Genomic DNA, 20,996 nt, shown 5'->3' on the forward strand with positions numbered 1-20,996 from the left:
ATCAGATAAAACGAACAAGGATACGCAAATCCGGGCCGATTTGCTTGACGTCGTGGAAGGCAAGCCGCTTCTGGCCCTCGAGGCTATCGAGTGGTTTCAGATCAAACATGCCTTGCGCATCACCGAGCAGACTCGGGGCAAGATAGAGCAACAATTCATCAACACAGCCTTCGCGGATCAGTGATCCATTCAGCTTGAAGCCTGCTTCCACATGCAGTTCGTTAATCTGTCTGCGTCCGAGCTCTTCGATCAGCGCCGGAAGGTCGACTTTTCCATGCGAATTGGGCAAAAGAATGATCTCGGCGCCCCGTTCGCGAAGTCGCGCCTCCTTTTCGGGATTGCCTTGCGCGGCAACAATCCAGGTTCCTCCACCAGTGAGAACACGCGCATCGGGGTCAATCTGCAATCTGCTGTCGATGACGATACGTCTGGGCTGGCGCGGCGTCTCGATGGCGCGGACGTTCAACTGGGGATCGTCTTCCTGAACCGTTCCTATGCCGGTCAGGATGGCACAGGCGCGCGCACGCCACCAATGGCCATCGTCACGGGCCTGAGATGATGTAATCCATTGGCTTAACCCGTTATGGAGTGCGGTACGACCGTCAAGGCTGGCTGCTGATTTCATGCGAACCCAAGGCTTGCCGTTCTGCATCCGGGACAAGAAGCCAATATTCATTTCGCGTGCTTCTTTTTCGCATACACCGGATACCACTTCAATTCCCGCAGCGCGAAGTTTGGCAAAGCCCTGCCCCGCGACGAGGGGATTAGGATCGCCGAGCGCGGCCACTACCTTGCCAATACCGGCTTGGATCAGCGTATCGGCACAAGGCGGTGTACGGCCGAAGTGGCTGCACGGCTCCAGTGTCACATAAGCTGTCGCGCCGCGCACATTGTTGCCACGACGGGCGGCATCGTTCAGGGCCTGCACTTCGGCATGTGCCTGTCCGGGAGGCTGGGTATGGCCCTCTCCGATCACGCGTCCGTCCTTAACGATAATGCAGCCTACTCTTGGGTTCGGATTAGTTGTCAGCATGCCTTTGGCTGCCCATTCCAGGGCCAACATCATGCCTTGCTGGTCGTTGTTTATATCCACGGAAATGCCGCTCCGATTATTGGTGAGCCATACAGTACATGGCCAAAGCGACATTCTATCGTGCCATACGGCCGGCGCCGCAGCTTGCACCATGCTCCCTGCGGCGAGCGGCCTTTGCCGCTGGCTTGCCCGCCCGACTCCTTAGACAGGCGGCGTTAGTCAACAACTTGCTTCGCCCGCTTTTAGACTGCAGACCCGTGGTCGCCCCAAAGCATTCAGGTAAATCTTGCGCCTTTGATTGCCAAGCTCAAAAGTAAAAGAGCCAAATTGAAGCTGCTGACCGCCGGCAAGATTGGTCCTGCTTCGGCCAGTGCCGGTATAGGCCAGGTAGAGCGGTGACTGGTCCGTCAAGGCAGAGCTGACCGACATACCCGGTGGCACAGGTGCATGAGTGTAGATGATTTGCTCACCCGCACCGGCTTTTTGATCTCCGTCCTCATCAATAAAGATGGTCCACCCGGTCGCCCAGTTGTCGCCGACAGGGACAAGATCCACACGCATTCCACGTCGTATAGCCTCCGAGCGTGTCAATTGTATGGCCGATAAAAAGTCATTGACCGTCGCGCTCGCTTTCTGGTTTTGAATCAGTTCGGCAAACGAAGGAATGGCGAGACCTAGCAGAATCGCCGCCACAGCGAGGGCCGTCATCAATTCAACCAGGGAAAACCCGGCTGCCCTTTGCGGTACCAGGTTGACGTGCAAACATCGGACATCACGCGCTGCATGTGAACGGTGTGCATGATGAATACGGCATGTGCAGAGGCCGTATTCATCACCATACTTGCAGTTACTTCCAACAGTCGGCATCTTCAGGACTCCTTTTACCATTGCTCGACATACCTAGCTCACCGCACTTTGGATCGCTGAAATGGCCATCAACGAGCGCAGTTCCCGGTTTGGCAGTAAGGTTGACACAGTTGACGATGGCCTCATCACCGCAGGCCGTCGCCGCGAGTTCATAGGCGCTGTTGGCGGCACTGCTGCCTGAATACCATTTGAACGAATCCTTGTTAGCCGATGTCGCCGAAAACTCAACGTAAGTATTGTGTTGCGAATAGTAGCGTTCCTGATGCAACAAGATTTCCGCCAAAGCCGCCTTCCCTTCCGCACGTTTGGTACGGCGAACCGATTCCAGGTAAGACGGATAGGAAATTGCCGCAAGGATGCCAGCGATGACAACAACCATCATCAATTCGATTAAGGTAAAGCCGCATTGGCGCGAGGTGTCGTAGTTCTTCATTCTGGCGACCTTATTTCTTCGCGGTCGCATTGCTCAGTTCCTGCCAATTTGGAATTTCACGCCAGCTGAACCGTCCTGCCGGCAGCGCTGCTTCCACCTTCTCTCCGGGAGCGCCGTAGCTGTTGACAGTCGTGCCAGACGAAGAGCCGCTGCCGGTGCCAAAGTTCACGATAGAATATTTTTTCCTGAGCGTGCGCCTGCCAACCGCGTTGCGATCCCCAACTTCTGTCGCCGTTTCAAAAGGCACCGGCGCACTTAGCATGCCAACCGTGGAAAGCTGGCCGGTGACACTACCATTGGCCGGAATGCCGCTGAGGGTATTGACCACGTAGCTGCGTCCGCCACCAGCATCGCATGGGTCCGACCCGGGCATAAGTGTATTGAAGAATAACAAGCCGTTGATGACCATCGGGTTGGTGACGCTGCGTTCACCTGTTTTGTCCGATTCCATAAAGTCGAAAAACCAGCCCTTGCCCCCAGCGCTCCCAGCGTCGTAAGCGACAGGCGAACCGGTAATCGCGAACGCACCACCTGCCTTCTCCAGCTTGCGCTCTGACAGTTCAGTCCTGCCGCCGATCGCATAGTTGTCTTTCAATGTATCCAATACGCCGTAGAACGTCTGTGTCGAAAAATTTCCCGTGGCCACGTCATCGTTTTCGACAAATTTTCCGGTTCCGAACAGCACCACATAGCCACCTTCGGGAGCGAAGACGACGCGTGGCTGCGTGGTTACCGGCTGGCGATTGCCCTTGCCATCTTTAGCGACAAACAATGGCTTGGTCCCCGCAAGGGCGCTGGTCCACGGCATTGTGCCGGTGAAGTCAAACCTCCATAGGTTTCCCTGAAGGTCGCCGGCATATGCATAGCGGACTGCGCCATCGGCCCCGGTAACCAATGCAGGTGCGCTCAGGCCATTTTGCAGGCCGGCTTCGGTGGCGGGTGTACGGAATTTGAAGTAATTGACCCCGATCTGCCATTTGGCAGCTGGCGACTTGTCAAGTGACAGGAGAAACAGCGAGCCCGCTGCATCGTTATTGAACTTGTCAGCGCCATCGTTCAGGTAGTTGTTGAAGCCGCTGGCGACGACGGCAAAATACTTGTACTCCGGGACTCCGTCCTTCATGCCGACGCGGAATTTGGCAATGCCAGGTAGACCGGTGACGTTTCCAATATCCGGATCTGCGATGTCGGTAAATTCAAAGAGCACCTTGCCTCCTTCCGCGAACGCGGAAGGATCGCTGACGTCCAGCGCGAATACGCCTTGCGCCCCACCTCCCATGCCACCCACCAGCACGGTTTTCCACGCATTGCCGGCATATGCTTCGCCCACTGCGATTGCACCGTCCATGTATGGCTGGTGCTGGTATTCGGGGGCGGTGAGGCGGTTCAGGCCTTGGAGCAAGGCATTGGGTACATAGGCAAACAATTCCGCGCCGCTGGACGCATCAAAGGCATGCAGCATGCCGTCGTTGGCACCGACATACACTGCCCTGGCGCGCTCGGCATGATTCTTGTAAAAGTCCTGATAGCCGCTGCCTTGGACATTTGTCGACGGTGCACCGACATAGACCGGATTGCCATTGATGATGTCACCCAGTACACGCTTCCTTGTTCGAAAGATGCCATTTGGCCGGTCGACTTCCAGTTCGCGTTTCCCACGTAGATAATCGACCCGATCGTTGCCCAGCCCGTCTGCCTGTCCACTTGTCGGCGACGTATTCAGCACTATCTTTTGACTGTCGGTCAGCTCGCTCCATTTGAACTCGACTGTAGCGATTCCTCCGCTCGGAGCCGGAGCTGACGTGAATATTTTGCGCTTCTCGGGCGCAGGACTCGGCGCTGTTACTGCTGTTCCGGTCAGCAGGTCTCCGGCGTCCCATTCTGCGGTATTCGCAATATGCACGACCCCATCACTACCCAGTGCCAGCTTGAGTTTTTTCAGGCTACCGCTCCAGCTTGCCGCATCAAAGCCCGGTTGAAAAACATAGGCTCCGTCGGTGGAAATACGGGAAGTTGACACCGATACGCCCGAAATCGTCCCCCCACTTCCGGACAGCAAGGCAAAGACCTTGCCGATCGCACTGATCATTTCCTTTGGCTGACCTGCCAGAAAATAATTTCTGGGAACTGCAGCGGGCGTTTTACCGTTGCTCCATTCTGCATAGCTTCCAGAGACCGGCTGTCCATTTGCATCCAGCGTAATGAAAGGATTATTGTCCTTGGTCTTTGCATCGAAGCCGCCATATTTGGCTGCGAGGTAAAGCTGGCTGTCACGCGGCTTGGTGCTGCGGTTGCTGCCATCGATCAAGCCGTTTCCGCCTTCGTCGACATCAATCACAAACGTCTTTACGCGCGTTGGTTTGTCCAAGCGTATGTCGTGAGTGTTTGCCCAGTATGCAAGGCCCGACATGTAATAAGTTCCATGTCCGCCAGATCCGGTGTCTTTTGCTTCAAGGCCTGCGAGTGCGGAATTTTTGCTTGGATTGCCGAAGCTTCCACTGGCGTCACTCTCCATTTCGCCCACAAGGCGCGTCCATTCGACAACGTCTAGCGCCGGCGTCGACGCGTCGGCGGATTCCACCGCACGTGCGACATCATGCGCATCACTTACGCCAGTAGCGGTTGCATAAGTGGTACGTTTGTTCCCCGGGATGAAACGATCCCAATGGGTGTTGACGTCAGCAATATTGAGGATGTAGTTTTTCTGGCATGAAGCAATTACCGGATCCTTCCATGTCGTTATCACAGGAAAGCTATCTTTCATGCTATCGGCGATCCCGCTTGTGGCCTCAGGGGTCGGACCCTTTCCCTGAAAATAGCGGATACCTTCGTAGTAAAGCTCGCTGACCGGGTCGTAGCTCTTGTAAATGCCGGAACGGCCGAACTTGTTCAGGTAATTGAGGACGCCGCTGTTGGGCTTGCCATCCCGATCCGAAGGGACTTCAGGATTGTTGTGAAAGCGTCCGGAAACCGGATCCCATTCGCGCAGATCGTTGTCCTTTGCAAGAAAATCCGGCGCATCCCTGCGAAGCGGCCCCACATATTTCATTGGCGCCCGCAATACACCGCCGTAGCGCTGCACACTGTCGTCCAGCAAATAGCCCATTGCGCCGACACGCAGTTTCTCGGCATGACGCTGGATTTGGCCGACGGGTTTATAGGCATTCCCGTATTTCTGGCAAAGGTCGGTGCGTTGCGGCCCCTCTTCGTCGTCGCACACCTTGACCCTGACCAGATAATCTCCCAGCTTCTTGTCCGTTGCCAGCTTCGGAAGGCTGCCATTGCCATCCCAGACGGAAGTGCAATACTTGCTCGCGTCCTTGCTGTCCACCGTTCCACTGCTCACTTCGCTGAACAGGATACGGTTGCGGCAGGAGACGATGTACAAGGTCTTGACATCGAACGGAGTTACCATCCCGGGCGCACTGGCATTGCCGCCCATGGTTAGCGTACGCCGTGGAAAATAGGTGTTGTGTGCGTAGAAATTGGTTTCCGGGCTATCCCGTAGTACGGCGCGCTGCAATATGGTTTGCTGGTCCGTATCGAGAATTCGGTCACCGCCGGTCAGCGCGTAACGCACCATGTCGATCGCTGAAGATGCTGCCCAATTCATGAAGTTGCCACTAAAGGTGGCATTGCCGCACTCATGCAAGGCGTCGGCATTCTTGTCGGGGATGAAGTACTGGTCTTCGTAGTAGGTATCCGGGTCGTTTCCTGGATTACGCTTGCTGCCCTTGTATTGATAACATTTTTTCGGATTGAAATAACCCACGTACTCGAATGTACGGTTATAAGTTCCTTTGTCTCCGCGGTAGGCGACACCTACCGTGGGGAACTCCACTGACAGGCTGAGCAGCAGATTGGGATGAATATTTGCGCGGCCATTGAACAGAGGCCCACTAGCCATCTTGACCTCTGGATTCGCAGCGACGGTATCAACGGCAATTGCCGTTAATACGATTCCCAGTGCACAGCGCATCGTGATTGCACCTGTGTCCAGTGAGATTACCCTGGCCATCTATTTACCAGCCTTTCTGTAAAAGGTCTGCAAGACCACCTGCGTGGTTTCTCGCATGCCGAATCCGATTGCGGTGACGCGAAAGAACACTTCCGGCTTCTCGGCCCCATGCCCTTTGTAAGAAAACATCATCGGCTCAATGATGTATCGGGGAAGTTTTGCAGGCAGCGCTCCCTTACCTGATGGGAAGACATAGCCGGTAAAGCGGCCATAGGGGACTGAACTAGCGTCACTGGAATCGTTTAGGAAGTCGACGCTCTGCCACATGGGAGTCGCTGTCTCTGCTGCAACGGCGCAAAGTCCGAGGTTGGTACTGCCCAGGCCGGAGCCACATCCGGCCTCGGGGAACGCCAGAATATTGTCCGACGCGAACAAGGCGCTACGTGATTTGGCGGCATCCGGCGAACTTTCGATGTCAAGCTCGGCATCCATGAGCGCTGCCTCCGCCGCTTGCAGCGCCACCTGTCTGTCACGGTCATTGCGGGAAATCTTTTCGCCTTGCAGGGCAATCTGTGCAGCAGAAATACCAAGCAGCATCGTCACCACCAGCATCATCAGGGCGACGACGAGTGAAGCCCCCTGCTCCCGTGGATTAGTAATGTAGTCGCTGTAACGGCACAGCGCCGCTAAGCTCAGGTCCGTTGCCCTCATTCGCCGCTGCCTGATGCCTGGTTACGCAGTTGCACCGTCGCCGTATAGACTTTGCGCGGCCGTTGCCTGACGCTCTTGGGAAAATCGGTTTCGCTCAGATGTGTACCCTTGTCATTCGACGCATGCATGCTTGAATATTCGTCACCGAACAAGTCGTAGACCGTTTTAGTTTTACCTGCTTGGACACGTGAGTTATTGGTGCCGCGGACCAGCACGGCGATGCGCACAGTTGATATTTTCTTCCAGAATGTTTTGGCATTGCGTGCGGCGTCACTTATGTCTCCGGCTGCCATCGCGGAATCGAGTGCATTGATTGCAGCCGCATTCAGCATCTTGTTGGGTAGCCCGTCCTCATCGATATCCACCCCATACAACACCTGAAGCGCTTCAACCCCGCGTGCGACGCCTTCCGCCCTCCAGCTGCTGTCTCCCTGGTACTTGCAGTACAACTGAGGCTCACCGATCGAATCTTCCGCCACATAGAAGATGCTGGCGCTGCGCTCCTGGTTAGGGATGGGAAAGCCGGCGCAATTGACGACAGCGCCATCCGTGGCTCCAAAAAACTGGACAGACAATATATCGCTGCCATTTACCGCCGCCGCAAGCGCTGATGTCATGCCGGGTGTATTGGACTTCAGTCGGTGAGCATCAAGGCCCTCCAGGCTTGGGCTCATTTCCGGCCTGACTACCGCAGGTGCCTCCTGCCGATCCCAGTTGACATAGGCGGCCTGTCGAACAGCGCGCGTCATCAGTTCAACCGCGTAACGGCCAGTGTCATCCATGCGCGCATCGTCATCCTGGGCGATATAGCCCGATTTTGCGGACAACAGCAATGCCGTCGCCGCCATGACAACCAGCAATCCAAGCGTAATGGAGATCATGAGCTCAATTAAGGTCAGGCCTTGTTGTCGACCGGCGTCGCGACATTGCGGGCCGAGCGCATGCAATCGAGTTGCCCTCATTGAATATAGGGTTCCACAGTGAATGCCACGGTAGGCGGGAATTCCTTGGAAGCGTTTCTGACCAGCGTGCCATCTGGATTTTTTGCCTGCCACCCGACTTTGATGACAACTGACGCACCTGCGCCAGCACCTCCCTGGCATTCCCATGTGAGCGAATGCTGTGCGTCATCCCAAGGCTGCGCATCGCGACATACGACAGCACGCGCGTCCGGCAGCGTCGCAGCGAGGCGCTTCTTCCATTCGTAGATATCGAAATCCGCAAGTTCACGGCTATCGCAACTCGCGCTGTAGCACAACTTGGAGGGTGTGGTCGGGGTGCCCTCGACTGAATGCCGGAAACTTATGCCGATAAAGGGATTGTCTGCATCGTTCTTCTTCATCTGCCCGTCATTGGCGCGCATTTTGTCGGCAAGTTCGGCAGCGAACTGAACTGCCATCGTTTGCAGGCCGGACTGATGACCGGTACGCATGGCGGTCAACTGCATACCGGCCGCGCCGATCACGCCCAACGCGAGAACCAGTACCGCGACCAATACCTCAATCAACGAGAAGCCAACTATATGCTTCTGTCTCACCATCCCGCCCCCTCCTTGCCATGAATTGTTACTTCCCGAAAGACAATATTATATATTTGATAATTATATATATGGCAATATTTTTAGCGGCAAGATGCGCTGGAAGCGGCAGCAAAATGTTTACTTGGAGGGGGTTTTGCGTTCAGGACCGACTTCGGCGATGGCGTCCTGAAACTCAGCCACATCTTCGAAGCTTTTATAAACGGAAGCAAAACGAATATAGGCAATCTTGTCTAGACGCTTGAGTTCGCGCATGACAAGTTCGCCAATGTGACCGGACACCACTTCGCGGGAGCCACTAGACAGAAGTTTCTCTTCGATACGGTGAATTGCTGCATCGACTGCCTCGGCAGAGACAGGCCGCTTGCGAAGAGCCAGCATCAGACTGGCGCGGAGTTTGGCGGGGTCGAAATCGGTACGGCTGCCATTTTTCTTGACGATGACCGGCATCGACAATTCGATGCGTTCATAGGTAGTGAAGCGTTTATCGCAGTGAGCGCAACGGCGTCGCCGGCGTATGGTATCCCCTTCCTCGGACACGCGAGTGTCGATGACTTGGGTGTCTTCATGCTGACAGAAGGGACATTTCATGGCGGCTGTGGTGAAGAGTGCTAACGTATTCGGAAATCGTAGCCGCTAGTATCGCATACAAAATTATCAACTCAGCAATGGAAAGCGCCCGGCGTGCCGGCCCTGCTACCACCACCATTAGAACACGTTAGCAGCAGACTGGGCGACCGGCCTCATGTGCGAAACGATTATGGCCAGTCATACCGGTCCGGGCCCTGATTGCAATTCAGGGCCGGAACCGGTCATCGGAATTTAACCGTAAACCGGGAACGCTTCGGTCAACTTCCTGACTTCCGCCTTCACGCGCTCGATCGTTGCGGCATCGTGCGGATTGTCGAGTACGTCAGCGATCAGATTACCGACCTTGGTCGCCTCGGCTTCCTTGAAGCCACGTGTCGTCATCGCCGGACTGCCGAGACGGATGCCGGAGGTGACAAATGGTTTTTCCGGATCGTTTGGAATCGCATTCTTGTTGCAGGTCATGTGTGCCGAACCAAGGATAGCTTCAGCTTCCTTACCGGTAATCTTCTTGGCGCGCAAATCGACCAGCATCACATGCGATTCAGTGCGGCCGGACACAATACGCAAGCCACGTGCGATCAGCGCTTTCGCCAGCGCATCAGCGTTCTTGACGACTTGTTCCTGGTAAGCCTTGAACTCAGGCGACAACGCTTCCTTGAATGCGACCGCCTTGCCAGCGATGACGTGCATCAGCGGGCCGCCCTGGATACCTGGGAAGATCGCGGAATTAATGGCCTTCTCGTGCTCGGCCTTCATCAGAATGACGCCGCCGCGCGGACCGCGCAGGGACTTGTGCGTTGTCGAGGTCACGAAGTCGGCGTGCGGGACCGGATTAGGGTACACGCCGGCAGCGATCAGGCCAGCGTAGTGCGCCATATCGACCATGAAATAAGCACCGACCTCCTTAGCGATCTTTGCGAAACGCTCGAAGTCGATACGCAACGCATAAGCAGATGCGCCGGCAATGATCATCTTCGGCTTCTTCTCCCGTGCGAGGCGCTCCATTGCTTCATAATCAATCTCTTCCTTCTCATTGAGACCGTAGGAGACCACGTTGAACCATTTGCCGGACATGTTCAGCGCCATGCCGTGCGTGAGGTGACCACCTTCGGCCAGCGACATGCCCATGATGGTGTCACCCGGCTTCAGCATCGCGAAAAACACGCCCTGGTTTGCCTGCGAGCCGGAATTTGGCTGCACGTTTGCCGCTTCAGCACCAAACAACTCCTTCAGACGATTGATCGCCAGCGTTTCGGCGATGTCGACGAATTCGCAGCCACCGTAGTAACGCTTGCCCGGATAGCCTTCGGCGTACTTGTTGGTCAGCTGGGAGCCCTGAGCTTCCATCACAGCGGGTGATGTGTAGTTCTCGGACGCGATCAGTTCGATATGATCTTGCTGGCGCGCGTTTTCCTGCTGGATGGCGGACCAAAGTTCGGGGTCGACTTTGGCAATGGTATGGTCTTTTGTGAACATGAAAACTCCAATCGATTAAGGATGCAAAGTGGGTTTGCCGAAATCGAATGAGGGGCCAATAGAAAGAAGACAGGCAGCCTCAGTCGTGCATTCCATTTGGGCTGCCCAGGCGAACGGCTATTGATATCCCACGTTCCCCGGTGGATTTCCACCTTTTAGCCGAATCGCGACTAGCTGCGCGCCCGGCATTCGCCAGTTACGTGAGACGAAATGGACCTAAATTGTAAAGTAGCGTCTCAAATGTGGCAAGGATCGCTAGCAAACCTTTTTCCCCGAATTGGAATTGGACGTTCACCTTTCGGCTACAATTTTGCCAACGTAACGTTTTTGCAGAGAAGGAAATACCATGATCGTGCTGATTACCGGGGCAACTTCAGGCTTCGGGGAAGAAATGGCACGCAAATTCGCCAAACATGGCCACCAGGTCATCGCAACCGGCCGTCGCCGCGACCGACTTGACAAGATTGCCGCCGAACTTGGCGCGTCCCTGCTCCCGATCGAAATGGACGTCACCAGCAAGGTGTCGATTACGCAGGCAATCGACGATCTGCCACAGGACTGGAAAGACATCGATGTACTGGTCAACAATGCCGGCCTTGCGCTCGGGACCGAGCCTGCTCAGAAAGCCTCGCTGGAAGACTGGGAGACCATGATCGACACCAATTGCAAAGGTTTGGTCACAATGACCCACGCAATCCTGCCGGGCATGGTGGCACGCGGACGCGGTACAGTAATCAATATTGGCTCTACGGCAGGTGCCTATTCCTATCCTGGCGGCAACGTATACGGCGCGAGCAAGGCATTTGTTGACCATTTCACCCTGAACCTGCGAGCTGACCTGATCGGCACGGGTGTACGCGCCACGAATATTGCCCCGGGGCTGTGCGGCGGCACGGAATTTTCCAATGTGCGTCTCAAGGACGATGCGGCGGCGGCAAAGGTGTACGAAGGTACCGTACCTCTGACTGCGGCCGACATTGCCGACTCCGCCTACTGGATCGCCACACTGCCGGCCCATATCAATATTAATTACATTGAAATGATGCCGACCTGTCAGGGCTTCAGCCCGTTAAATATCAAGCGCAACATGTAATGCTGACTGTTCATATCGCCAATTTGTCTCCGGCCTTGGAAGCGCAATGTAATGGATAATCCATCTTCCGATTTTTCCTGGCCTGTCCGCGTCTACTATGAAGATACAGATACTGGCGGTGTCGTCTTCTATGCCAATTACCTCAAATTCTTCGAGCGTGCGCGTACCGAGTGGCTACGGACCCATGGCATCGGCCAACAATTGTTAGCCGAGAAACATCATGTAATGTTTGTCGTCAGAAGCACGGCCGTGGATTATCATGCCCCGGCGAAATTAGATGATGAACTGAAACTCACGGTCGTGGTCGAAAGGCTGGGCCGCGCTTCAGTGGAATTCGCGCAAGAAGCGTGGCGAATGAATGGCGCCGAGAAAAAATTGCTGACCAAGGGTAAGATTCGGGTCGGCTGCGTACATACCGAAAGCTTTCGGCCAATGCCCATTCCCGACGAAGTGCTGGGCCGTATATATAAAAGCAATAGCGGCAGAGCTTAAATCCCATGCAAGGACATTGCCCGCCAAGGTGGGCAATGTCCTTGCATGGTTAGAATTTGCAATTACGTTAAAAGAATCCAATGAGCGTCACACAAGACCTTTCGTTTATTTCCCTGATCAGTAATGCATCCGTGCTCGTCCAGCTCGTCATGGCGTTGCTATTGCTGGTCTCGATCATGAGCTGGACTTACATTTTCCGCAAAATGTTCGCGATCAAAAGTGCGCAGGTACAGACCGAGGAATTCGAGCGCGCATTCTGGTCGGGCGGGAACCTGAATGCCTTGTATGAAGAAGCAACGTCGAACCGTCGACGCAACGGCAAGAGCGGCGCCTTGGAGCGTATCTTTGAATCCGGCATGGGCGAATTCATCAAGGGCAAGGCGATTTTCGCAGGCAAGGGCCAGATTGATCAGGGTAGCATGATCGACGGAGCACGCCGCGCCATGCGTGCGGCTTACCAGCGTGAAATGGATGCATTGGAATCGCATCTTGCCTTTCTCGCATCAGTCGGTTCCGTATCCCCGTATGTCGGCCTGTTCGGTACGGTGTGGGGTATCATGAACGCATTCCGCGGACTGGCAAATGTACAGCAGGCGACGCTGGCATCAGTCGCACCGGGTATTGCCGAAGCGCTGATAGCGACCGCCATCGGCTTGTTCGCCGCGATTCCGGCCGTGGTTGCCTACAACCGCTATTCGCATGACATCGACCGTCTCGCGATCCGCTTCGAAAGCTTTATCGAAGAATTCTCCAATATCTTGCAACGTCAGGTTCGCTAATGGCAGGCAACAGCACGATGCGCGGTGGGCGTAGCCGCAAGTTCAAATCCGAAATCAACGTCGTTCCCTACATCGACGTGATGCTGGTGCTGCTGGTGATTTTCATGGTGGCTACACCGATGACCAATCCCGGCGTGATCAATCTGCCAACCGCAGCGAAATCGTCGCTGCCGCCGACGGAATACATCCAGATTTCACTCAAACCAGATACCACTGCGACTATCGGCATCATCGGTCAAAAGAGCGCCAGCCAGGCCGAAAAGGTAGGCGGTCGCAGTGGCCTGATCCAGAAGCTGCGTGCCATGCATGAAGCGAATCCCGACATGCCTGTCATGATCTCCGGCGACAAGGACATCAAGTACGACGAAGTGATCCAGATCATTTCCGAGGCGAAGAAGCTGGGCATCACTCGCGTGGGGTTGGCAACCAAGCAATGAATGCAATGACTGATTCCGCCCCGTACACCGTTCCACAGGAGCGCGGTCGCTGGCGCGCACTGATCCTGGCCGCACTGGTGCATCTGGCTCTGCTGGTGTTCCTGTGGATCGGTGTGCGTTGGCAGAATGAAACCCCGACTACGATTGAAGCTGAAATCTGGAGTCCCCAACCGCGCGAAGCCGCGCCCGTGCCCGAACCGGTAAAAGCACCGGAACCCAAACCTGAGCCGAAACCCGAGCCACAGCCGGTACCCAAGGTCGCTGCGCCGGAACCGCCCAAGCCCAAGATCGAAGAGCCCCCGGTAGCCAAACCTGATATCGCGCTCGAACAGGAAAAGAAGCGCAAGATCGAAGAGAAAAAGCGCCGCGAAGAGGAAGAGCGCAAGGAAGAAGAGCGGAAAGAAAAACTCGCGTTGGAAAAGAAACAACAGGACGAGAAGCTCGCTCTTGAAAAGAAGCGCCGGGACGAAGAACTGGCAAAGGAAAAGAAACGCGAACAGGAAAAGCGCGAGCAGGAAGAAAAAGAAAAAATCGCTAAGGCCAAGGCGGAAGAAGCCAAGCGCCTGGAAAAGGAAAAAGCAGCGAAGGCCGAGGCCGAAAAGAAACTCGTTGAGAAAAAACGCCAGCAGGAAGAAGCGGACGCCAAGCTCGCGCAGAAAATGCGTGAAGAAGATATGCGCCGCATCACCGGTGCAGGCGGCTCAGGCGACGCACCCAAGGCACAAGGTGGCCGGGCCGACGGCGCGTATAGCCAGCGTATCGCCGCTAAGATCCGATCCAACATCAGCTTTATTGTCCCGGAGAGCTTGCAGGGCAACCCCCCTGTAGAATACGAAGTGCGCTTGCTTCCCGACGGCTCGGTAGCCGGCTTGCGCAAGCTGCGCTCCTCCGGCGTGCCGGGTTTCGATGAAGCTGTCGCTCGCGCGATTGAGCGCTCTCAGCCTTACCCGAAAGACTCGTCGGGCAGCGTGCCGTCTACATTCATAGGCCACCATAAACCCAAAGACCAGTAAGCGACCATGATAAAAAATCTTTTTTCGCGCACGTTTGTGATTCTTGCCGTCGGCTTCACAGCCACGTTCGCACAGGCGCAGTTGCGCGTCGAAACCTCCGGCGTTGGTGCGACACAGATTCCCGTTGCCATTGCAGGCTTTGCTGACGAGACCATCGCACCTCAACAGATCACCGCCATCATCAAGGCCGATCTTGCACGCAGTGGTTATTTCAAGATCATCGACACCGGCAACTCCATGTCGGAGACGACACAAATCAACTTTGGAGAATGGAAATCCAGGGGCGCCGACGCACTCGTAGTTGGCAGCGTGCAGCGTCTTGCCGATGGCCGTTACGACGTACGCTATCGCTTGCTGGATACGGTCAAATCAACCAGCCTGTCCGGCTTTGGCCAGGTTGCCGGACCCGATCGCTTGCGGGTCGCATCCCACAAGATCGCTGACGATATTTACGAAAAACTGATCGGTGTACGGGGCGCGTTCTCGACACGTATCGCTTACGTCACCAAGGCCGGTAATGAATATCGATTGGAAGTGGCGGATGCCGACGGCGAAGGTACGCAAGTCGCTTTGCGCTCCAACGAGCCCATCATTTCCCCTTCCTGGTCACCCGATGGCACCAAGGTAGCATACGTCTCGTTCGAGGCGAAAAAGCCAGTGGTTTATGTGCAGGACCTGACCTCGCGCCAGCGTACCGTCGTGGCCAATCACCGTGGCAACAATTCGGCGCCATCCTGGTCGCCGGATGGTTCAAAGCTCGCCCTCGCTCTGTCGCGTAGTGGTTATACCCAGGTGTATGTAGTCAATGCCGACGGCTCCAACCTACGCCAGCTGACCAACTCCAACGGCATCGAAACCGAGCCCCAGTTCTCGGCGGATGGCCAGTATATTTACTTCACCAGCGACCGCAGTGGCGGTCCGCAAATCTATCGCATGAGCGCCAACGGCGGCGAAGCGCAACGTGTCACCTTCAACGGCAGCTACAACATCAGCCCGCGTGTCGCGCCCGATGGCAAGTCGATCGCTTACATTTCCCGCCGTGAAGGCCGGTTCCAGTTGTACGCGCTCGATCTGTCAAGCGGCCAGGAACTACGCCTGTCGGACTCGGCCAAGGACGAGTCGCCGAGTTTTTCGCCGAATGGCAAATACATCATGTATGCAACCGGACGCGGCTCGCTTGCCGTGGTTTCAGTTGATGGCCGCGTCAGGCATAGCCTGACCACGCGGGCGGGCGATATCAGGGAGCCCACTTGGGGCCCGTTCATGAAATAATAGATGGTTCGAAGCAATATTCACTCAGGAGGAATTTTTTAATGCGCACTACCACAACTCTCGCTCTTCTTCTTTCCAGCGCGCTGGCGCTTACAGCTTGCGGTTCTTCCGTCAAGCTGGATGACAACGCCAAGATCGAAGAGCGTTCGGGCACCACGGTTCCGGCTACCGCCGATTCCCGTGCCATCAGCACCGTGAACACTGGGTCGACCGACCCGCTCAACGATCCGAAAGGCATCCTGGCCAAGCGCAGCGTGTACTTCGACTACGACAGCTACATCGTAAAGGATGAGTTCAAGCCGGTCGTGGACGCGCATGCCAAATACCTGACCGCCAACAAGGGTCGCAAGATTGTCATCCAGGGCAATACCGATGAGCGTGGTGGCCGTGAATACAACCTGGCACTCGGTCAAAAGCGTGCAGAAGCCGTTCGCAAATCCCTGTCCCTGCTGGGCGTCCCTGATTCGCAAATGGAAGCTGTTTCCTTCGGCAAGGAAAAGCCGAAAGCAACTGGCAGCGATGAAGCCGCGTGGGCAGAAAACCGCCGCGCTGATCTGGCCTATCAATAAAACATGAAGACCTTCTTTCGATCGACACTTGCTGCGGCTGCACTGGCCGCAAGCGCATTAATCCCTCTGCAATCGCAGGCGGCACTGTTTGAAGACGAGGAAGCCCGCAAAGCCATCCTTGAAATCCGCAACCGTCTCGCGAACATGCAGAGCGAGATTAACGCCAAGGCGGACAAGACCAACAGTCTTGATCTGAACAATGAGAATGTGCAGCTCAGACAGGAAATTTCCCGACTGCGCGGCCAGATCGAGGTGCTGACCAACGAGTTGGCTAATACACAGAAGCGCCAGAAGGACTTCTACGTAGATCTGGATACGCGGGTGCGCAAGCTTGAACCGCAGCAGGTAACGGTCGATGGGAAGGATGTCATGGTCGAACAGGGCGAGCAGCGGGCCTATGACGCTGCTCTTGCCTTCTTCAAGGCGGGCGACTATCGCAGTGCGGGTGCAGCGTTCTTCGATTTTACGAAGCGCTATCCGCAATCCGGCCTTGCGCCATCGGCGCAGTACTGGCTCGGCAATACCTACTATGCACAGCGCGACTATCGCAATGCGATTACTGCACAGCAGGTGGTCGTCAAGAACTATGCCGATAGTCCCAAGGCAGCCGATGCATTACTGAATATTGCCAGCTGCTATCTGGAACTCAAGGATAAGGCCGCGGCAAAGAAAACCCTTGAAACACTGGTGGCGCAATATCCGCAGTCGCAGTCGGCTGAAACAGCGAAAGAACGACTGGCTGCACTAAGGTAGCTTGATTCTTGCAGGTCCGGTACCAGGCCCTTTCAACGCCATGTTGGTCAGGGACGAAGGGTATCAAGTGTTTTAAATAAGGACTTTTCAATTTTCTGTCGAGACTCATTTGACAGATGGCATAAAAGTTCTCTATAATCTTGGTCTTCGGGTCGTTAGCTCAGCTGGTAGAGCAGCGGACTTTTAATCCGTTGGTCGCAGGTTCGAATCCCGCACGGCCTACCACGAATGCAAGGGCTTACATGGTTCCACCATGTAAGCCCTTTCTGTTTTTGGATCTTCATTTCAAGTCCGCATGCATGTGCTGTGCTGGTGCGCACGCATCGTAGCTCCCCCCGCAGCCAATAACAAAATCAACGGCAGTCCGCGCTCTTCTCTTCATGGCGTTGATCAAGTATTGATCTCCTACCTTCCCTCCGCAGTAAAATTAAACTTTTATTGAATTCCACCAGGCATCCAGGAACCACCATCCGTGCCAATCTATTACGCCAGACGCCTGACAGGACGTGACCGGACACCGGTCGCCAACCGACATCTAGGTTTCGCTCTGGCATTCATCGCCGGCGCTACCAATGCAGGCGGCTTCCTCGCCATACAGCAATACACTTCTCACATGACCGGCGTCGTTTCGTCTATGGCGGACAACCTGGTGCTAGACGGATATGGGGGGCTTTCCGCGGGAGCTGGTGCGCTGATTTCCTTCATTCTTGGGAGCGCATGCACTGCGGTGATGGTGAACTATGCGCGACGCCATCAGCTGTACAGCGAATACGCGATGCCCCTGCTTCTGGAGGCGACCTTACTGCTTTGCTTTGGCGTTCTGGGCGCACAGATGTCGGTGATAAAAGGGCTTTTTGTTTCTCTGACAGTGATGTTTCTGTGTTTCATTATGGGCCTGCAAAATGCTGTGTTTACTAAGATCTCCCGGTCCGAAATCCGAACAACGCATCTCACGGGAACCGTGACCGATATCGGCATTGAACTCGGCAAACTGTTTTACTGGAATATTGATCCGTCCACGGAAAAACCGAGGGTGCTGGCCGATAGAACGCGACTCAAGACACTGTCGCTACTGGTCGGTTTTTTCTTTCTCGGTGGCGTGCTCGGCGCGTTCGGTTTCAAACATATCGGCTACCTTGCAACAGTGCCACTCGCACTGGTGTTGATTGCTCTTGCCATTGTCCCCGCGTTCGATGACCTGCTGGTCCTGTCGCGCAGGCTAAGGAAAAGCAAGTAGACGTTTGCGGGTGCCGTTATGTCCAGCGCAAAACCTTGAACTTGACTGTCTGCGCGTAGTCGCACGCACATGAGAGCAGACAGCGCCCTATCCCATCTTTACGACAGCGAAATCTGCATTGCAGCCATGGCGGACGGCAAGGAACGAGAGGTCCGTTGGAGCAGGCAGGACTGGTGTTTCTATCTCGCTGATGCCAACGTGCCGACGGTATGCCCGTTCGAGCAAATCAAGGAATGGCGACCTGCTTCGATTCGTAAGTAGCTCGGACAAGAGACGCCATCATGCATGCCTGTCCAGGGTTGTCCCCATTCGCTGTGACTAAGCTTGTGGATAAGTCTGTTTTTTGTACGCATGCCCCTGATTTGCAAGGAAATTTTTCTCGTGATTAAATTTCTTGCGAGTGCTTGCCAAGAAAATTCCTCTTCTCAATGCTGGACTTGGTTGACCTTGCCATTGTGGGAAACCTTATAGTCAAATTCCTTGTCATCGATAATCAGCAAAGGCAATCATCATGTACGAATTACAAGTAGAAGGAATGAGCTGCAATCACTGCATCAATGCTGTTACGCAAGCCGTTCAGGATGTCGATCCGACTGCGAAGGTCAATGTTGTTTTAGCCGAACAGAAAGTATCAATTTCGTCGGAAGCGGACATCGAACGCATCAAGTCCGCCGTGGAAGAAGCTGGATATCCGGTACTGCGCACCACGGCGTCCTGAAGAGCCAGCTTCGCGCCAGTGTCAGCTTGACATTGCCATTCCCTGCAATGCTTCCTGTACGGTTGCGTATCGCAGCCTGACACCGAGTTCCTGCTTGATGCGCCGATTAGCAAGACGCCGGGATTCCGACATGAAGGACAGCAGCACCGGCGTTACCTCCTTCGCAAGCGCGTCGCGTGTCAGACGCGGTGCACGAGGAATACGGAACGCATCGGCAACGACATCAAAGTAGTCGGCCATCTTCAATTCCGAATCGTCGACCGCATGATAGACCCGCCCCGGCTGGCCACGAAAAATTGAGAGCGCAATGATGCGCGCCAGGTCATCGGCATGAATATGGTTGGTATAGACATCATCCTCTGGAAGCAACGCCGGGGTTCCCTTTTGCAGACGCTCGACGGGCAATCGGTTGGCGGCATAAATGCCGGGTACGCGCAGGATCGCGAGGCGGGATCCTGAACGCCGCGCCCAGGTCCGCAATACCTTCTCGGCGTCGACACGCCGCCTGGCCCGCGCATTTTGAGGATTGACCGGTCGTGTCTCATCCGCCCAGGCACCGCCACAATCTCCATAGACTCCTGTTGTACTGACATAAACGAGCGTCGCCTGGTCGGGTAAAATGGCGGTCAAATGACGGGTGCGACGGTCCATCATGCCATCGGGCTGAGGCGGCGCCAGATGCACGATGGTCTGTGCCAGTCGTGCGAGGCGAACCAGTGTCGCGGGCTGATCGAGGTCCGCTACCAGCGGGATAGCTCCCGCGGCGCGCAGTTCGGTACAACGTGATGGCTGGCTAGTGACTGCAAAGATGCGGAAGCGGTCACGAAGCAGCGGAAGCAAGCGCATGCCGACGTCGCCACACCCGAGGATGAGCAAACGAGGCCGGTTCAGCTTTGTCGATGCTTTTGATTCAATGTTTTTCATGATCAGGATTGTATGACTTTCCAAGTAACAGTTCAGCCGAGTGGTCGGCAATTCACATGCGAAGAGGGCGAAACCGTATTGACGGCCGCCATTCGCGCCGGCGTCGGCCTGCCTTACGGTTGCAAGAACGGGGCATGTGGCAGCTGCAAGGGCAAACTGCTTGAGGGTTCGGTTGAACATCGAGCACATCAGGAGAAGGCGCTGTCCTTCGCGGAAGAGGAAAAAGGCTGGTCGCTGTTCTGCTGCGCAATGCCAGGTTCGGACATCGTCATCGAAGCACGTGAAGTGCTCGGCATAGGCGAGTTCCCGATCAAGAAGCTGCCGACCCGCGTAGCAAAGCTCGACAAAGTTGCCGACGACGTCATGGTTCTGTCCCTGCAACTGCCAGCCAATGAGCGCCTTCAGTACAAGGCTGGCCAGTACATTGAATTCCTGCTCAAGGATGGCAAGCGCCGTAGCTACAGCATGGCCAATGCACCGCATCTGGACGAACACCTGACATTGCACATTCGTCATATGAGCGGCGGATTATTTACCGACCACGTCTTCAACACCATGAAGGAACGCGACATCCTGCGTTTCGAAGGGCCACTGGGTACCTTCTTCCTGCGCGAAGAATCCGAAAAACCGATGATCCTGCTGGCATCCGGTACCGGATTTGCACCGATCAAGGCGATCGTTGAACAGGCGATTCATAACAAGACTACACGTCCCATGGTGCTGTATTGGGGAGGCCGTCGGCCGAAAGACCTGTACATGAATGCCCTTTGCGAAGAATGGGCGGCGACGCTGCCGAACTTCAAATATGTGCCGGTCATCTCGAATGCCTTGCCTGAAGATGGCTGGACCGGGCGCGCCGGGTTTGTGCATCAGGCAGTGATCGCCGACCTGCCGGATATGTCCGGATATCAAGTCTATGCTTGTGGTGCTCCCGTCATGGTTGATTCGGCAAAGCAGGATTTCGTCGCACAGTGCAAATTGCCGGAAGAAGAATTCTACGCAGACGCTTTCACTTCCGAGGCCGACTTGGCGGATGGTGTTTTGACAACGAAATAGTTTGCGAAATAGTTTTTGACGCACCGCGCAAAAGGTCTTAACATTGA

The 20,996-nt window shown here is 55.3% G+C and carries 21 protein-coding genes, 1 tRNA gene, 1 pseudogene and 1 riboswitch; of the genes and pseudogenes, 13 read left to right on the top strand and 10 right to left on the bottom strand.

Annotation, left to right across the window (positions count from 1 at the left end; translation table 11 throughout):
* Position 1: 1 nt before the first annotated feature.
* The 9 genes from ribD to glyA all read right to left on the bottom strand — a co-directional run bounded on the left by ribD (position 2) and on the right by glyA (position 10,606).
* Positions 2-1,093: a bifunctional diaminohydroxyphosphoribosylaminopyrimidine deaminase/5-amino-6-(5-phosphoribosylamino)uracil reductase RibD gene (gene ribD / locus ACFQUU_RS06710; protein ID WP_382244470.1), complete on the bottom strand. Its 1,092-nt coding sequence runs from the start codon at positions 1,091-1,093 to the stop codon at positions 2-4.
* A 159-nt stretch (positions 1,094-1,252) separates the two neighbouring features.
* A complete protein-coding gene (locus ACFQUU_RS06715) occupies positions 1,253-1,795 on the bottom strand; it encodes a GspH/FimT family pseudopilin (protein ID WP_382244599.1) in 543 nt (180 codons plus the stop codon).
* An 85-nt stretch (positions 1,796-1,880) separates the two neighbouring features.
* Positions 1,881-2,333, bottom strand: coding sequence for a type IV pilin protein (locus tag ACFQUU_RS06720; protein ID WP_382244473.1), 453 nt, complete (start codon positions 2,331-2,333; stop codon positions 1,881-1,883).
* A 10-nt stretch (positions 2,334-2,343) separates the two neighbouring features.
* On the bottom strand, positions 2,344-6,351 hold the full coding sequence (locus tag ACFQUU_RS06725) for a pilus assembly protein (RefSeq protein ID WP_382244476.1): 4,008 nt from the start codon (positions 6,349-6,351) through the stop codon (positions 2,344-2,346).
* Entirely contained in the window at positions 6,352-7,002 is a 651-nt protein-coding gene (locus ACFQUU_RS06730) for a PilX N-terminal domain-containing pilus assembly protein (RefSeq protein ID WP_382244479.1), read from the bottom strand.
* A complete protein-coding gene (locus tag ACFQUU_RS06735; protein WP_382244482.1) occupies positions 6,999-7,964 on the bottom strand; it encodes a PilW family protein in 966 nt (321 codons plus the stop codon). The genes ACFQUU_RS06730 and ACFQUU_RS06735 overlap by 4 nt, the downstream gene beginning before the upstream one ends.
* Complete coding sequence (gene pilV, locus ACFQUU_RS06740; protein ID WP_382244485.1) at positions 7,961-8,542, bottom strand: type IV pilus modification protein PilV; 582 nt, start codon at positions 8,540-8,542, stop codon at positions 7,961-7,963. The genes ACFQUU_RS06735 and pilV overlap by 4 nt, the downstream gene beginning before the upstream one ends.
* A 117-nt stretch (positions 8,543-8,659) precedes the next feature.
* Positions 8,660-9,130, bottom strand: coding sequence for a transcriptional regulator NrdR (gene nrdR, locus ACFQUU_RS06745; RefSeq protein ID WP_057292602.1), 471 nt, complete (start codon positions 9,128-9,130; stop codon positions 8,660-8,662).
* Positions 9,131-9,361: 231 nt separating this feature from the next.
* On the bottom strand, positions 9,362-10,606 hold the full coding sequence (gene glyA, locus ACFQUU_RS06750; RefSeq protein WP_382244489.1) for a serine hydroxymethyltransferase: 1,245 nt from the start codon (positions 10,604-10,606) through the stop codon (positions 9,362-9,364).
* Between the two features lie 96 nt (positions 10,607-10,702).
* Positions 10,703-10,816, bottom strand: a riboswitch (ZMP/ZTP riboswitch).
* A 136-nt stretch (positions 10,817-10,952) separates the two neighbouring features.
* Here glyA and ACFQUU_RS06755 point away from each other — a divergent pair.
* The 12 genes and pseudogenes from ACFQUU_RS06755 to ACFQUU_RS06810 all read left to right on the top strand — a co-directional run bounded on the left by ACFQUU_RS06755 (position 10,953) and on the right by ACFQUU_RS06810 (position 18,969).
* Complete coding sequence (locus ACFQUU_RS06755; protein WP_382244492.1) at positions 10,953-11,699, top strand: SDR family NAD(P)-dependent oxidoreductase; 747 nt, start codon at positions 10,953-10,955, stop codon at positions 11,697-11,699.
* 51 nt (positions 11,700-11,750) lie between these two features.
* The gene (gene ybgC, locus ACFQUU_RS06760; RefSeq protein ID WP_382244495.1) at positions 11,751-12,191 is read left to right on the top strand and encodes a tol-pal system-associated acyl-CoA thioesterase; all 441 of its coding nucleotides are present in this window, start codon (positions 11,751-11,753) and stop codon (positions 12,189-12,191) included.
* Positions 12,192-12,271: 80 nt separating this feature from the next.
* Positions 12,272-12,970 (top strand): protein TolQ, encoded by a 699-nt coding sequence (tolQ, locus tag ACFQUU_RS06765; protein ID WP_057292598.1) that lies wholly within the window; start codon positions 12,272-12,274, stop codon positions 12,968-12,970.
* Positions 12,970-13,407 carry an ExbD/TolR family protein gene (locus ACFQUU_RS06770; protein WP_057292597.1) on the top strand — a complete coding sequence of 146 codons (438 nt, stop codon included), beginning with the start codon at positions 12,970-12,972 and terminating at the stop codon, positions 13,405-13,407. Before tolQ ends, ACFQUU_RS06770 begins: the two co-directional genes overlap by 1 nt.
* 5 nt (positions 13,408-13,412) lie before the next feature.
* Entirely contained in the window at positions 13,413-14,420 is a 1,008-nt protein-coding gene (gene tolA, locus ACFQUU_RS06775; RefSeq protein WP_382244498.1) for a cell envelope integrity protein TolA, read from the top strand.
* Between the two features lie 6 nt (positions 14,421-14,426).
* Positions 14,427-15,692, top strand: coding sequence for a Tol-Pal system beta propeller repeat protein TolB (gene tolB / locus ACFQUU_RS06780; RefSeq protein ID WP_382244501.1), 1,266 nt, complete (start codon positions 14,427-14,429; stop codon positions 15,690-15,692).
* Between the two features lie 41 nt (positions 15,693-15,733).
* Positions 15,734-16,261, top strand: coding sequence for a peptidoglycan-associated lipoprotein Pal (gene pal / locus ACFQUU_RS06785; protein WP_382244504.1), 528 nt, complete (start codon positions 15,734-15,736; stop codon positions 16,259-16,261).
* Positions 16,262-16,264: 3 nt separating this feature from the next.
* Positions 16,265-17,014 (top strand): tol-pal system protein YbgF, encoded by a 750-nt coding sequence (gene ybgF / locus ACFQUU_RS06790; protein WP_382244507.1) that lies wholly within the window; start codon positions 16,265-16,267, stop codon positions 17,012-17,014.
* Positions 17,015-17,163: 149 nt separating this feature from the next.
* A tRNA-Lys gene (locus ACFQUU_RS06795) sits at positions 17,164-17,239 on the top strand.
* A gap of 247 nt (positions 17,240-17,486) precedes the next feature.
* Positions 17,487-18,215: pseudogene (locus tag ACFQUU_RS06800) on the top strand (YoaK family protein); the annotation flags it as partial.
* Positions 18,216-18,320: 105 nt separating this feature from the next.
* Positions 18,321-18,512 carry a hypothetical protein gene (locus ACFQUU_RS06805; protein ID WP_382244510.1) on the top strand — a complete coding sequence of 64 codons (192 nt, stop codon included), beginning with the start codon at positions 18,321-18,323 and terminating at the stop codon, positions 18,510-18,512.
* Between the two features lie 250 nt (positions 18,513-18,762).
* Positions 18,763-18,969: a heavy-metal-associated domain-containing protein gene (locus ACFQUU_RS06810; protein ID WP_382244513.1), complete on the top strand. Its 207-nt coding sequence runs from the start codon at positions 18,763-18,765 to the stop codon at positions 18,967-18,969.
* Positions 18,970-18,990: 21 nt separating this feature from the next.
* On the opposite strand, the gene ACFQUU_RS06815 is transcribed toward ACFQUU_RS06810, so the two are convergent.
* Positions 18,991-19,893: an SDR family oxidoreductase gene (locus tag ACFQUU_RS06815; RefSeq protein ID WP_382244516.1), complete on the bottom strand. Its 903-nt coding sequence runs from the start codon at positions 19,891-19,893 to the stop codon at positions 18,991-18,993.
* 12 nt (positions 19,894-19,905) lie between these two features.
* Here ACFQUU_RS06815 and ACFQUU_RS06820 point away from each other — a divergent pair, with 12 nt between their 5' ends.
* On the top strand, positions 19,906-20,949 hold the full coding sequence (locus tag ACFQUU_RS06820) for a CDP-6-deoxy-delta-3,4-glucoseen reductase (RefSeq protein ID WP_382244519.1): 1,044 nt from the start codon (positions 19,906-19,908) through the stop codon (positions 20,947-20,949).
* Positions 20,950-20,996 lie beyond the last annotated feature (47 nt).

The organism is Herbaspirillum sp. GCM10030257, from assembly GCF_042666555.1.
Taxonomy (GTDB): Bacteria; Pseudomonadota; Gammaproteobacteria; order Burkholderiales; family Burkholderiaceae_D; genus Noviherbaspirillum.

Excerpts from the sequence above, each read along its gene's own strand:
- ACFQUU_RS06720 (WP_382244473.1), bottom strand. The coding sequence starts at position 2,333 with ATGAAGAACTACGACACCTCGCGCCAATGCGGCTTTACCTTAATCGAA.
- ACFQUU_RS06725 (WP_382244476.1), bottom strand. The coding sequence starts at position 6,351 with ATGGCCAGGGTAATCTCACTGGACACAGGTGCAATCACGATGCGCTGT.
- ACFQUU_RS06730 (WP_382244479.1), bottom strand. The coding sequence starts at position 7,002 with ATGAGGGCAACGGACCTGAGCTTAGCGGCGCTGTGCCGTTACAGCGAC.
- ACFQUU_RS06735 (WP_382244482.1), bottom strand. The coding sequence starts at position 7,964 with ATGAGGGCAACTCGATTGCATGCGCTCGGCCCGCAATGTCGCGACGCC.
- pilV (WP_382244485.1), bottom strand. The coding sequence starts at position 8,542 with ATGGTGAGACAGAAGCATATAGTTGGCTTCTCGTTGATTGAGGTATTG.
- nrdR (WP_057292602.1), bottom strand. The coding sequence starts at position 9,130 with ATGAAATGTCCCTTCTGTCAGCATGAAGACACCCAAGTCATCGACACT.
- glyA (WP_382244489.1), bottom strand. The coding sequence starts at position 10,606 with ATGTTCACAAAAGACCATACCATTGCCAAAGTCGACCCCGAACTTTGG.
- ACFQUU_RS06755 (WP_382244492.1), top strand. The coding sequence starts at position 10,953 with ATGATCGTGCTGATTACCGGGGCAACTTCAGGCTTCGGGGAAGAAATG.
- ybgC (WP_382244495.1), top strand. The coding sequence starts at position 11,751 with ATGGATAATCCATCTTCCGATTTTTCCTGGCCTGTCCGCGTCTACTAT.
- tolQ (WP_057292598.1), top strand. The coding sequence starts at position 12,272 with ATGAGCGTCACACAAGACCTTTCGTTTATTTCCCTGATCAGTAATGCA.
- ACFQUU_RS06770 (WP_057292597.1), top strand. The coding sequence starts at position 12,970 with ATGGCAGGCAACAGCACGATGCGCGGTGGGCGTAGCCGCAAGTTCAAA.
- tolA (WP_382244498.1), top strand. The coding sequence starts at position 13,413 with ATGACTGATTCCGCCCCGTACACCGTTCCACAGGAGCGCGGTCGCTGG.
- tolB (WP_382244501.1), top strand. The coding sequence starts at position 14,427 with ATGATAAAAAATCTTTTTTCGCGCACGTTTGTGATTCTTGCCGTCGGC.
- pal (WP_382244504.1), top strand. The coding sequence starts at position 15,734 with ATGCGCACTACCACAACTCTCGCTCTTCTTCTTTCCAGCGCGCTGGCG.
- ybgF (WP_382244507.1), top strand. The coding sequence starts at position 16,265 with ATGAAGACCTTCTTTCGATCGACACTTGCTGCGGCTGCACTGGCCGCA.
- ACFQUU_RS06805 (WP_382244510.1), top strand. The coding sequence starts at position 18,321 with ATGAGAGCAGACAGCGCCCTATCCCATCTTTACGACAGCGAAATCTGC.
- ACFQUU_RS06810 (WP_382244513.1), top strand. The coding sequence starts at position 18,763 with ATGTACGAATTACAAGTAGAAGGAATGAGCTGCAATCACTGCATCAAT.
- ACFQUU_RS06815 (WP_382244516.1), bottom strand. The coding sequence starts at position 19,893 with ATGAAAAACATTGAATCAAAAGCATCGACAAAGCTGAACCGGCCTCGT.
- ACFQUU_RS06820 (WP_382244519.1), top strand. The coding sequence starts at position 19,906 with ATGACTTTCCAAGTAACAGTTCAGCCGAGTGGTCGGCAATTCACATGC.